The sequence below is a fragment of the Nitrobacter sp. JJSN genome (assembly GCF_051912485.1).
Taxonomy (GTDB): Bacteria; Pseudomonadota; Alphaproteobacteria; order Rhizobiales; family Xanthobacteraceae; genus Nitrobacter.
Genome location: NZ_CP196822.1, coordinates 1716615 through 1728927, shown reverse-complemented (window position 1 = coordinate 1728927; position 12313 = coordinate 1716615). Strand labels below are relative to the sequence as shown.

At 58.2% G+C, this 12313-nt stretch carries 14 protein-coding genes and 1 pseudogene; 10 read left to right on the top strand and 5 right to left on the bottom strand.

Annotated elements, in window-relative coordinates; translation table 11 throughout:
- Nucleotides 1-9: 9 nt before the first annotated feature.
- The 5 genes and pseudogenes from ACSZOQ_RS08570 to ACSZOQ_RS08550 all read right to left on the bottom strand — a co-directional run.
- On the bottom strand, nt 10-270 hold the full coding sequence (locus ACSZOQ_RS08570) for a hypothetical protein (protein WP_439925592.1): 261 nt from the start codon (nt 268-270) through the stop codon (nt 10-12).
- Between the two features lie 107 nt (nt 271-377).
- Nucleotides 378-1979 carry an IS66 family transposase gene (gene tnpC, locus ACSZOQ_RS08565; RefSeq protein WP_439922718.1) on the bottom strand — a complete coding sequence of 534 codons (1602 nt, stop codon included), beginning with the start codon at nt 1977-1979 and terminating at the stop codon, nt 378-380.
- A 69-nt stretch (nt 1980-2048) separates the two neighbouring features.
- The gene (gene tnpB / locus ACSZOQ_RS08560) at nt 2049-2402 is read right to left on the bottom strand and encodes an IS66 family insertion sequence element accessory protein TnpB (protein WP_439923186.1); all 354 of its coding nucleotides are present in this window, start codon (nt 2400-2402) and stop codon (nt 2049-2051) included.
- On the bottom strand, nt 2399-2821 hold the full coding sequence (locus ACSZOQ_RS08555) for a transposase (protein ID WP_439923187.1): 423 nt from the start codon (nt 2819-2821) through the stop codon (nt 2399-2401). Before ACSZOQ_RS08555 ends, tnpB begins: the two co-directional genes overlap by 4 nt.
- A gap of 85 nt (nt 2822-2906) precedes the next feature.
- Nucleotides 2907-3274: pseudogene (locus tag ACSZOQ_RS08550) on the bottom strand (transposase); the annotation flags it as partial.
- A 672-nt stretch (nt 3275-3946) separates the two neighbouring features.
- Here ACSZOQ_RS08550 and ACSZOQ_RS08545 point away from each other — a divergent pair.
- From ACSZOQ_RS08545 to ACSZOQ_RS08500, 10 genes are all read left to right on the top strand, one after another.
- Nucleotides 3947-4303 (top strand): hypothetical protein, encoded by a 357-nt coding sequence (locus tag ACSZOQ_RS08545; RefSeq protein ID WP_439925591.1) that lies wholly within the window; start codon nt 3947-3949, stop codon nt 4301-4303.
- 399 nt (nt 4304-4702) lie between these two features.
- The gene (locus tag ACSZOQ_RS08540; protein WP_439925590.1) at nt 4703-5995 is read left to right on the top strand and encodes a tyrosine-type recombinase/integrase; all 1293 of its coding nucleotides are present in this window, start codon (nt 4703-4705) and stop codon (nt 5993-5995) included.
- Complete coding sequence (locus ACSZOQ_RS08535) at nt 5992-6519, top strand: hypothetical protein (RefSeq protein WP_439925589.1); 528 nt, start codon at nt 5992-5994, stop codon at nt 6517-6519. The genes ACSZOQ_RS08540 and ACSZOQ_RS08535 overlap by 4 nt, the downstream gene beginning before the upstream one ends.
- 92 nt (nt 6520-6611) lie before the next feature.
- Nucleotides 6612-6821: a helix-turn-helix transcriptional regulator gene (locus ACSZOQ_RS08530; RefSeq protein WP_439925588.1), complete on the top strand. Its 210-nt coding sequence runs from the start codon at nt 6612-6614 to the stop codon at nt 6819-6821.
- Nucleotides 6818-7045 (top strand): cold-shock protein, encoded by a 228-nt coding sequence (locus tag ACSZOQ_RS08525; protein WP_439925587.1) that lies wholly within the window; start codon nt 6818-6820, stop codon nt 7043-7045. Before ACSZOQ_RS08530 ends, ACSZOQ_RS08525 begins: the two co-directional genes overlap by 4 nt.
- Before the next feature lie 18 nt (nt 7046-7063).
- Nucleotides 7064-7813: a hypothetical protein gene (locus ACSZOQ_RS08520; protein ID WP_439925586.1), complete on the top strand. Its 750-nt coding sequence runs from the start codon at nt 7064-7066 to the stop codon at nt 7811-7813.
- A gap of 12 nt (nt 7814-7825) precedes the next feature.
- Nucleotides 7826-8131 carry a hypothetical protein gene (locus ACSZOQ_RS08515; RefSeq protein WP_439925585.1) on the top strand — a complete coding sequence of 102 codons (306 nt, stop codon included), beginning with the start codon at nt 7826-7828 and terminating at the stop codon, nt 8129-8131.
- Between the two features lie 109 nt (nt 8132-8240).
- On the top strand, nt 8241-8684 hold the full coding sequence (locus ACSZOQ_RS08510) for a hypothetical protein (protein ID WP_439925584.1): 444 nt from the start codon (nt 8241-8243) through the stop codon (nt 8682-8684).
- A 412-nt stretch (nt 8685-9096) separates the two neighbouring features.
- A complete protein-coding gene (locus ACSZOQ_RS08505) occupies nt 9097-9471 on the top strand; it encodes a hypothetical protein (protein ID WP_439925583.1) in 375 nt (124 codons plus the stop codon).
- A complete protein-coding gene (locus ACSZOQ_RS08500) occupies nt 9468-12047 on the top strand; it encodes a VapE domain-containing protein (protein WP_439925582.1) in 2580 nt (859 codons plus the stop codon). The genes ACSZOQ_RS08505 and ACSZOQ_RS08500 overlap by 4 nt, the downstream gene beginning before the upstream one ends.
- Nucleotides 12048-12313 lie beyond the last annotated feature (266 nt).

Sequence of the window (12313 nt, the reverse complement as noted above, 5' to 3'; positions counted from 1 at the left end):
GATACGGACTCATCTTGCCGGTTGTCGGCTTGCGCTGGGTCGACAGTCTCCGTGACGTTGCCCCCAACTTCTATCCAGCGTGACGTAGACTCGGACGGTTGGTTTTGCCGATCTGGGCGGGGTGAGCGACGGGGGCTGGCGCGGAGCTGGCCATTGAGCGCAGCGCAGATCCCGTCGCGGGTTGAAGGTGTCGGCGTATTCGGCAGGTGTCAGCCAGCCGAGCCGCGCGTGAGGTCGGTTGAGGTTGTAGTCGGCCTGCCACGACGCCACGGTCGCCCGCACGTGCGGGAGCGAGGGGAACCGTCGCCGCTCTCATGCGCAATGGCCTTCATCCGCTCGCGCAGCAAGTCATCATCGACCCTGATGGCCGTAAGCGCTCAACCGCTGCCCCATTGATGTGGGCTTGACGTTTTGCGGAATCTCCAGGGCATGAGGTCTTCGATTTTGCTTTGAGGATGGCCGGCGATGATTGCCTCGAGTGTTTCGGCGATGTAGGCGACGGGGTTGACGTCGTTGAGCTTGCAGGTGGCTACGATCGACGCCAGCAAAGCCCAATTCTCGGCTCCAACTTCATGACCAGCAAATAGCGCATTTTTTCTGGTCAGGCACACCGGCCGGATGGCGTTTTCGACCGGATTGGTGTCGAGCTCGAGACGTCCGTCTTCGAGGAAGCGGGTCAGCCCCGGCCAATGATTGAGCGCGTAGCGGATGTCCTGGGCGAGTGTCGAGCTGCTGGAGATCATCGACAGCTGTTTCTCGAACCACGGCTTCAAAGCAGCAACGACAGGCCGCGAATGCTCCTTGCGCGCGGCCAGTCGGATGTCCGGCGATGAGCCGCGCACCGTGGCTTCGATGGCATAGAGAAGCGCAATCTGCCGGACCGCGTCTTCGGCGATCGGCGATCTGCTGTTGCGCGCCAGCTTGACGAAGCGCCGACGCAGATGACTCCAGCAATGCACGAGCGTCCAGGGGCCTTGCGGTCGCGCAACGCCGGTCAGCCGATCATAGCCCTCGTATGCGTCGCATTGCAGGAAGCGCCCGTTAAAGCCGTCCAGAAACTGCCTGGCGAAAGCGCCGCTGCGTCCGGACGCATATCGGAACAGCACGATCGGCGGACTTGGGCCGCTGTGGCCGCGGTCGTCGGAGACAATAGCCCAGAAGAAGCCTTTCTTCGTCTGGCCGCGCCCGGGAGCAAGCACCGGCGCCGTGGTCTCGTCCATGAACAGGCGATCCGCCGCCGCCAGTTGGCGGCGCATCCGATCCCCAACAGCCTGGAGATGGAAGCAGGCGCGGCCGGACCAGTTCCCCAGCGTCGCCCGGTCGAGCCGGATCCCTTGTCGCGCGTAGATCCCGGCCTGCCGGTAAAACGGCGTATGATCGCCGAACTTGGCGACGATCACTTGCGCAATGGCCGCTTCGGTCGGCAGTCCGCCAGGCACGACATGCTCCGGCGCGTGCGCCTGAACGACCGCGCCCGAGCAGCGGCGGCAAGCATATTTTGGACGACGCGTGACCAGCACGCGCCATTGCGCCGGGATCACGTCGAGACGCTCGCTGACGTCTTCGCCGATCTTCGTCATCGCGCCGCAGCCGCAGGGACACAGCGTGCTCGCAGGCTCGATGATCCGCTCCACCCGCGGCAAATGCGCAGGCAGGCAGCCCCGATTGCGATGACGGGCTTGATCTGATGCGCCGCGCGATCGGCCCTGGATAATCGCTGCCGCGTTCTCCTGCGCCGCGTCCAGGACGCCTTGCGCGATCTCGACGTCTTCGAGCGGCAAATGATATTGATCAGGCCGCAGCTTCTCGGACTTCGCGCCGAACTTCTCGCGGCGAAGTTCTCCGAGGATAACCTCCAGCCGGCGCCGCGCCTCTTCCGACGTTGCCAGCGCCGCCTGATGCTCGCCCAACGTCGCTTGCGTTTGCGCCAAAAGCGCCTTCAGGCGTTCGTTCTCGTCGCGCAGCGCCGCGGTGTTCATGCGCTATTTCCAGCACATCGCCGCCGTTCTCGCCATGCGCAAAGAGCGTCCCGAGTCACTCTGCCGCAGTTATCCCGCCGCTTGCGGACGCCGTGCTTCCTCCGGACGGACCAGCCTCCAGTCCAAACCTTCAAACAAGGCCGCAAACATCGCCGGCGATACCCGCATCACGCCATCCGCAATCGTCGGCCACACGAACTTGCAGCCTTCGAGCCGCTTGTGCACCAACACCAGGCCCGTGCGATCCCAGACCAAAATCTTGATCCGATCCGCTCGCCTCGATCGGAACACGAACGCCGCGCCGCAGAACGGGTCGAGACCAAGCATCTCCTGCACCTTCGCCGCAAGCCCATCGTGACCACAGCGGAAGTCGACAGGCCGCGTCGCGATGTAAATCTTCAACTCCGCGCCAGCAGCGATCATCGTGACGTCCGCACCGCGCGGATCACCTGTGATAGTTGCTTCTCGCCGATCGCCGCGTCCGTCCGCACGACGATGTCACCGATCGCAATCTCAATCTTGACCATCGGAACGTGACGCTCGTCTAACGGCTCTTCCACAACCAGCGGTGCGAAGCTTGTCGTCGGAGAGTCGCACGACGGCAAGCCGCCTCTCTGTCGAAAGCGTCGGCGCCAGTCGTAAATCTGCCAGCGCGTCGCACCATGCTTGCGCGCCACCTCCGCTACCTGAGCGCCAGGCAATAAACTCTCGGCAACGATCCGAGCACGCTCAGATTCCGAACGTACGCGCCGCCCCGTCGGTCCCTCAAGCACTTCAAGCCGGCTGACTATTCCAGTCGATGAGCCGTCCAAATGGACGTCCTTTTTGCCGTCTAACACCATCCAAAACCTCCGTCACAACCGGAGGATTCTTCGCATGTTCGATGCTAACCCGATACAAGGGGATCAACTGAGCGCTTACTGATGGCCTGTAGCGCATCGTCATCCGACAGCACCCCAGCACCTGGCACGCCCGCCGCTCGCTCATCCCATAGGCAGTCTGGAGATGGGCGACAGCATCCCGCTCGGCAGCGGGCGTTACCATTTTTTTCCCAGGAGGTCCTTCAACGCCGAGTTGTCCAGCATCGCATCGGCCAGAAGCTTCTTGAGCCGGGCGTTCTCGTCCTCGAGTGCCTTCAGTCGTTTCGCCTCGCTGACGTCGTACCTGGCCTTCCACTTGTAGATGCTGGCGTTGCTCACGCCATGCTTGCGGCACAGATCGGCGACCGGAACCCCGGCCTCCTGCTCCTTCAATATCCCGATGATCTGGTCTTCGGTGAACCTGCTGCGCTTCATCTCTGGTCCTTGTCGTGGGGCCAGAGCCTACTTCAAACTGGATTAAGCCAAGGGGGCAACGTCATCCGCACCGATTAGGATCTAATCCGACCGTCTTCGATCCGGTTAGAATCTAATGCGCCCGTATGCGGACTCATCTTCTCACGCTGAGTGCGATCGTCTCCGCGCCGAATAGACTCTAAGGCGTCTGCGGAGGACGGGCGTGCCGATTCTGCCAATTCTCATCTGTCAGTCCACGAATAGTTTCTATTCCAATTGAATCGCAAGCCCTGCGTCGAGGCGTCGTTTGAGGGAAAGTCAGCGATTTTTGAGGGAAAGTCGAAAATGATATTCGAGAGTATGTAGTTTTTTCAATGGTTTACGATGCTCAACGAATCTTACGAATCTATGAATAGGCATCGCCACCGGCAATGACGGGTGCCATCGATATCGATCTCCGTGGGGCTATGGACAACCTGTTCCTGGGATAGTCGACGCCTGCGCAGCCGATGGACCATTCGCACGAACAAGGACCGCGGCTACTCTGAGCCTACGGTCAGTTTTTGGACTTTGACTGGCTCTGTCCTTGCTTTCCACAAGTGCCGCGAGACAACGCCGGGCGTTCTGACGTTGATCGATCGCCGGGCGCCCTCTAAGTCACAGGTAGGTAGTAACTTGCGGACGGGTGACTTCATGAGCGGTGCGAAATTGGTTGCGGAAGCTGAGCACATTTCTTCTCAAGGGAATGAAGAGTTGGTTTCCTCCGACCTCAGTTTTAGCGAGGTGAAGGTCGGAGCTCAGCAGACGGAACGGCAGCGTCTTTTCGCCCCGGCGGTCACCCTGTTCGGAGAGCGTTGGCAGAGCCCGTTGGCGCGCGCTGCTGGATACTCTCAGGGCCACCTGCAGCAGGTTTTCACCGGCATTCGCGCGTTAACGGTTGATGTGGAGCAGGCGGTCTTAGGGGCCTACCGACAGGAGATTGTCCGCGCCGAGGAGAGGGCCGCTCGCGCGAGAGCAGGCGTTATCAGAATTCTTGAAGCAAAAGGGTAATGGTGGCGCGGTTCCGCAAAGGGCGGACGTCATTCTGCGGCAGGCGGTTTCTACGTAAGTGATTGCCGCTCCGAACGTACCCGGAACGGGGGTTTGTCAACAAACTGCTCCAGATTGTCAACAAACCTTGGTCGGACAGAATCGCGAACGATTAAAATATAAATGATACCAGTGATTTCATGGTGAGCGCGGTGGGACTCGAACCCACGACCCCATGATTAAAAGTTATGAATTCCAACCTTTCAAAGCGATTCACATCGCTTCACCAAATAGGGTCACACGTCAGAAGTGCCCATATATATTGATTTATATGGCATCTCATGCTATAAACTGAAATTCATTGGGGCCACATCCTATTTCGGCCTCTTGTGGCCCGCAAGTGGCCCGAGGATTTCGCAGATGCCCGCCAAGAAGCATAGGAAAGAACTGACCGTCACCATGGTCAGCAAGTTGAAGGCGCCGACGGCTAAACTCGGTGCGAAGTATCCACCGCGTCTTTGGGTCGCGGATTCGCTTGTGCCGGGTTTCGGCGTTCGCATAACGGACAAAGGATCAAAAACCTACGTTCTCCGCACGCGCTATCCAGGTGAGGCAAGCGCCAGTCGACGCGAAATCGGGAAGGTGGGAGAGATCGAACTTACTGACGCGAGAGATAAGGCGCGCGGGTGGCTTAAGCTGGTCGGTGAGGGGAAGGATCCCGCCAAGGTCGAGGCAAAAAAGCGCGACGTACAGATTGAAAGAGACGCGACCACAGTCAACGCCATCCTTGATGATTTCGTGAAACGACATGTCAGCAAGCTCCGAAGCGAGGACCAGATCACGGCGGCGCTGGACGCCCATGTCCGGCCCCAGATTGGGGAAACCTCGATTTACGACCTCAAGCGCCGGCAGATTGTGGAAATGCTTGATCATGTCGAGGACAGCGCCGGGCCGGTTATGGCTGACCGCGTTCTGGCCCATGTTCGCAAGGCCTTTAATTGGCAGGCCGCCCGTGATGATGATTTCCTTTCGCCTATCGTTCGCGGCATGGCCCGGACCAAGCCGAAGGACCGCGCCCGCAAACGTGTCCTGACGGACGAGGAAATCCGCGACATCTGGAACGGGCTGGAAACAGCCAAGGTTCCGGCGTGTTATCCGGCCTATGTCAAATCGCTCTTGCTGCTGATGACCCGCAGGAACGAGTCCGCCGCCATGAGTTCGATCGAACTGGAGGGCGACATTTGGACGATTCCAGGCGAGCGCTACAAAAACAAGCTGGATCACGTCATTCCGCTGCCACCGCAGGCGCGGTCGCTGATCGGCGCCAAGCCGCAAGGCTTCAAAGGCAATTCGTGGTTCGTGTTCTCAACCACAGGCGGCAAGCGACCGTTCAGCGGGTTCAGTAAAGCTAAGGTGGCATTGGATGCCGCGATCGCGAAGAACCGCAAAACTGAGAACAGACCCGAAATGCCCGGCTGGACATTGCATGATCTACGCCGCACGGCACGGTCACTGATGAGCCGCGCGAAGGTGCCCGCCGATCATGCCGAGCGTTGCATGGGGCACGTAATCGGGGGTGTGCGCGAGACTTACGACCGATACGAATATCTTGAGGAGAAGCGTGCGGCGTTCGAAGCGCTCGCAGGACTGCTTGAGCTGATTCTGAATCCTCCGGCCGACAACGTGGTGCCATTTGCGGGGGTAGGGCAGTGAACGAAATCCCTTTGCCCGGTCCGGTTGACGCCGCGGACTATGACTTCGAAAACTACGAACGCGACATCGCGCACCAGACGTGGCAGTCCGCGCTCGATTGGGCGAAAAAGGGCGACTTTGCGTCTCTGGCGCAGTGCCTTCGCTATGAGGCGTCAGGGCCGCCGGCGGACCCTTTGGCCGTTCGGAATTTTCTCGCCGACGTGCTTGAGGGGAAATTCAAGAAACCACGCAATTCGAAGGCGAAGCGATACCCCGAGCGTGTGATGTTCGTGGACGCCGCCGGCCGTCGTCTCCAGATCGAAAAGCGTTATTTGAAGCAGGCAACAGCCATCAAGCGGGTCCGCGAACTACGGGCCAGTCGCCGTTTAAAACAGGCAAAAGCGGTCGAGATTGTCGCATTGGAAATGGGACTGGACGAAGAAAAAGTCGCAGGGTACGTGCAGAACCCGCGGCGTGAGTGGGGTTTGTCGCAACTCACTGCGGAGGAGATGTTCGCCGGGATAGTGCCGCCGTCGAAGGAATAGAACCCCCTCATTTTTGATCCCGTTCCAAAGTGCGGTATTTATTCCGCCTGAATATGTTTTCATGTGCTCTCTGTAATTCAGGAGCACATATCGTGTCGCAAAAACTCATCGACTATGCTGACCTTGCCGATCGAGGCATCAACGCATCCATGGTGACCCTGTGGCGCTGGGAGAAGGCGGGAAAATTCCCAAAGCGGGTTCGCATCTCACACCTTAAAGTCGCGTGGGTGGAAGACGAGGTCGACCAGCATATCGCCGCTCGCATCGCTGCACGTCCCGCACCGCGAAGTGCCGCGGCATGAGCAGCAGTGTCAAATATCGCGGCACCGTCGTGCATTGGAACCTTAGCAAAGGCTTCGGCTTCGTCCAGCGCGATACCGATCAACGCGAAATATTCGTGCACATCTCTGAAATCGACGAGGCTTACGACCAACTCACGCGCGGTCAACGTGTCGAATTTGAGATCGCGGAGAGCGAACAGAAACCGGGTCATCCCGAGTGCGTCTGTGTCGACGTTGTCACCTAGAAAAGAGGACTAAACAAAATGGTTATCCCGACCATCTACGAGCAGCTCGGTTCAAGATTCAAAAGCGAATGGCTCAACAAGCCGGCATTGCTTCCGCATTATGAGTATATGGATGCGATCAAGGCTGCGGTGACTGCCACGAGCAATCACCGGACACAGCTTTCTGACTCTGGCGTGCACAGCCCGAAAGGCATCGCCGAACAGATACGAGTGAAGGCGGCCAAGGATCTCGTGCCGGTGCTCAAGCGAGCATCTGACCACAGCGACCGCACGAAGGCTGCCACTGATCAGCGACGGAAAAATTTGACGACACCAAAGGTCGACCCGACTGATCCTGTTGCGGAGATGCAGCGCGCGGAAATGCGCGCCAATCTGAAACCGTTATCGACCGGTGATCGCATCGCGGCGGCTGCGAAGGATCCAAGGGTCGCTGATGCATATCTCAGCGCGCCCGCGTTTTTGAGCGGCAGCAACGAGACCGAACGCGCCCAGATCGACGACCTGGTGGCGAAGCAGTTTCACGGCGACGCGTTGCAGGAAATCGAAACCGAGCGTGATGCCCTCGCAGTACTTGATGCTGTGATCGACGTCGGACTGACGGACTTGCGGAAAGCGACCGACTTCGAGAACAGCCCGAAGCAATTTGATGATTGGATGCATTCACTCACGCCGCCGAAGCCAACTATTTCGGAAAGCCAGCCGGGCGTTCTGCGACCCTCGGATATCGGTCCACGAACAGCGGCAGTCGCTTCCAACTCTGGTATTTAGAAAGGACCAATAATGACTACGAAATCCGCCATGCTTGCCTCGCGTGCCACAGCCGGCGCGCGATACCTGGCCGCTATCACGGAATTGCGCAGCGCATATATTGATCTGGCCGCGCTCGAAGGCGCGCTCAGGAACAAAAACTTCGGCGTGGGCGACACTGACGCGGGTATTGGAGCTTCGGCCGGGTTCAACGGTCGATTACCTGAAATTCCGCTTGCAATGCGACATGCAACGTATGCGTCGAGTGCGCTGGGCGCGATCGATCAAGCTGTCGATGCGCAGGCGCTCGTGTATCTGAACGCCCTCCAGGCGGGATGAAGGGCGCGCGCGGCGTGATCCTAGGAGCGAGGCATCGGCGGATGTAACCGGTGCTTCGCTCTCTCCCTAATTACTTGACTTTGGTAATTAGATGTGCTACTCATAGTTCATGAGAACTGTCAAGGCACAAAATATCTATTCTGAGCGTTTCGAAGTTCCCCAAAAGACCGTCGCCGCCCGAATTACCGCATTGCAGGCAGCTGGCTTGGTCGCCAAGGGTAGACCTGGCCGACATGGCGGCGTCGATCTCGATGAAAGCGACGCAATAAACATCGCTTTCTCGCTCATCCTGGACCTCCCGTATGGCGCGGATATCGGAGCAGAGGTCCGCCGATTGCGCGATCTGCCAGCCACCGCTGCATTCACCACAAAATCAATCGATGCCGACCCGCGCGACGTCGAAGCGAATGCGCGCGCCGCGCATAAATTCTGCTCCGGCCTCGCCATCTGTCGAACGTACAAGTTCGGGGATGCGCTCGAACTCGTTGATCCGCGACTTTCGAAGAGGGGATTACGCTCAGTGGGCGCGACATGCCGGATTTCTCGCCACTGAAATCCGGGATAATGGCGCTAGTGCGAGCATCTTCCTGGATCGCGGCAAAGTATCGAACGCCGCCACATTCAACTACCTCAACGCACACCCATCTCGTTTTTGGATGCGGACTATGCGGCTGCACCACGAATTTTTTCGCGACATTGCCCAGGAGTTGGGACCGCTGACGGAATAAACGAAAAACCCGCGAACCAAAGGCTCACGGGTCTGATCGCTAGATGAAATTGTTCGCACTCTTTCTATAGCGAATTCGGCTCCAAAAGTCAACGGTTTTAGCGGGTCCAACAGCCGCCAACGCGGCAGAAAGACCCAAGTGACTACAACTGCGACTGAACGACCCTATACGAATTTCGATCTTCTCCATGATCTATACTGCGATTGGATCGATGATCTAACCGAAATACGGAAGCGCATGGAGGTGCTACGCGATGAGACGCGCATCGGCTGGGTGCCCCCGGTTTCTATCTACCGCGCTCTCAATCTACTCAATCGCGAGGATGATTGGTTCGCCGCGCGAAACATGGATGGCGCGCGTAATATCCTAGCCGCGGCTGAAGCCGATGCGAACGATACACGCCCCCACAGGCTCGCGCAGATTGAGCGATGCAAGGAACGCATCGCAGCACTGGAGCGCGCCTACAATGCCGGCTGGCGCCCGCATGAGGGAAAGAAATGGCCGGATCCCGAGGTCGTCGCATGGTGCGATCTTTTCGGCGGATTTCGCTTCAGTCATCTCGACGGTGTTGAGAGGACGATCGAGCATTTTGAAGCGAGGTTGGCGGCGTGACTGACATAACGACAATCCAAAAAGCAGCACTGGACTATGCCGAGCAGAACAAGCTGGCGCTGTTCGCGATAGACCCGGTGACGCACAATGGCAGTCTTTATAACGGCCACCGTGACCGTGCGCGCTGGGAAGCCGCATACGCTGCCGGCATGCATCTCGGCGTGAGTGCGATCAACTCCGATTGCCTACTTTTTGACGTCGATGTGCACGGTCCCGATGATCGCGACGAGGCTTGGTCGCACTATCTGGCACTTTGCGATAAGTTGCAGATTGGCGCGGTGCTGCCGTACGCGCATTCCAAATCGGGCGGCTGGCATTTCGCGTTCCGGGCGCCGTCCTGGTTCAAGGATGGACTCCGAAAAGGTCACCACAAATTCAAACTGTCGCATTTCCGGCCGCTCAAGGCGGACGAAATTGACGAGGAGCGGATCAGCATTCGTTGGCTCGCGCTGAACGTCTACGCGGGATCTGTCACTAACAGCGGAGTCTATCAACTCGCTGAAAACGCACCCCCGCCGCATGCTTTCGGACCCGGCACGGCAAAGCTGTTCGATTGGTATGCTGGCTTGAAGGTGGGGCAAGGAACCGTCACGACCGCTCCCCCGACAGATGAGTGTCGGCAAAGCGACGCGGAATGCGCCAAGCTCGAACGGTTCGTCCGGGAGCTAATGTTGAAAGACCCATCGTGGTTCGAGGATCGGGACAATCGCTTGGGAACGGTGTGGGGAATCAAACGCGCCGGCTTTGGAATTCGAGGATACGAGATCGCGGGAATCATCTGCGACGTGACCGAAGATCGTGAAGGCAACCGGCTCAATCGGTACTGGAACGACAGCGGCGCAAACCAGGGCACGAAAACTCTCGCGTCGTTTTGGAAAAAATGCGCGGACTTGGGAATTAAACAGGACGCGCAAGAAATTGCTGAATGGCGAAAAGCGGAAGGCGATAAGATGATGGTGCAACTCGGTGTTGCTGCGGGTGGTACCGTGCCGATGGTCGGTGGCCGGGCCGAAGAGCAAGTGAAGCAGCTAGCTCCCATCCTTGAAGGTATCTCCGACGTGGCGCGCACAGACGCGCATCCGATGATGCCGGCAACCGGTCATCCGCTTGTCGACCTAATCAATCGCAAGATCCCCGGCATCATGGCGACCGGAAACATTGATGCGATCGCGGCCGTTGCGGTCGTGCATCAGGATACCGCAACCGCGCTCACCCCTATGACCCCGCAAATAGAAGCCCGCGCCGAGCGGCTATCTGAAGACGTAGAGCATAAGCTGCGATCGGGCACGTATACGCGCGGGCGAAACGGCAACCCCGAAGGCGATAACCCACAAAACCTGCGCATCTTTCTTGCCGGGCTTGGAATCGACGTCCGGTGGAATGCCTGGACGGAAAAGGTCGAACTGAAAGGCTGGCGCTGGCCGAACTGGTCCGTTTTAACTGACCGGATGCGGGACATCCTGATGACGCGCGCTTCGGAGAGCGATCGTCTGGTTATGGCTGAAAACTTCGTATGGCGGAGTCTACTCGCATTTGCCGACGATAATTCGATCGATCCAGCTTGTGATCTGCTCGATAGAATGCAGGCAGCATGGGACGGGCGGCCGCGACTGCACTCGTGGCTGAGCAACGCGGCCGGTGTGCCGAATGATGCATATCACCGAGCCGTCGGGCGCCTCATTTTGATCGGCATGGTTGCGCGTATCAGAATTCCCGGAATCAAATTCGACACCATGCCCGTGTTTGTTTCGGAAACCGAAGGAACGGGAAAGTCATCCTTAGCGAAGGTACTTGCGTTGCGCGATGAATGGTTCACCGAGTCGATAAAGCTGGGCGACGAACCGAAAGAACTTGTCCTGTTGCTCGCTGGCAAGTCGGTGGCTGAAATTAGCGAAATGCGAAACCGGGGCGACATCGAGGGTGTAAAGGCAATGCTGAGCCGGACGCACGATGCAGGCCGCACCGCTTTCAGTAGAGCCGTCACCGACCGACCACGACGAAATATTTTTGTCGGCAGCACCAACAAGCCTCAGTTTCTAGAAGCCGATTCCGGTGGTCGGCGCTTCTGGCCGATCGCGGTTGTTGGCGAGATCAACGCATCGTGGATGCAGGAACACCTGGCCCAACTTATTGGGGAGGCGGCGACCCTACAGGCCCAAGGCGAAGCGCTCACGCTGCCGCGCGACATATGGGCGATCGCTGGGGAGCACCAAGAAGCTGCCCGAACAAAATCCGACATGGAACTGCAGCTCCGTGAGTGGTTCGGTGGCGAGCAAAAGGCATACATAACGAGCGAGGATCTCGTGGATCTCGCAAAGCTGGGCGGTTGGTCAAAAAACAATGCCAGCCGGGGCACCGTCATGCGGTCTCTTGGGTTCAAAGAGAATCGCGAGTTTGTAAACGGGACGCGAAAGCGGGTTTGGCTGCGTGGCGAAATGAACGATTTCACTTGGCGCTACACGGTCGGAACGAAATTGATGAACGGTCTGGCCATACCGAAAGTGGCTCTCATTCCGGGAACGCCGACCACGAATTCTGCTACGGGTTTACCCCCGCTGCCACCACCCCCGCATTAGCTTGCCACCTTAGCGAAAAGGACGGATGTCCTGACGAAACGGGTCTGTCTGTCCCGTGGTGCGTCCCGTAAAAAATACAAACGTTTCAATAGTTTATATCTCTTGGACAGACGGGACAGACGAATATTATATATTAGTATCTATAGATGAGTAGGTTGTATCTACACGCCACAGATGCAACCTATCGTATCTTCCATATCGTCTAGTGGGAATCGCGTTTTCGTCCGGTCCGTCCGTCCGTCTGTCCAAGGCCATTCGGCCTTTTC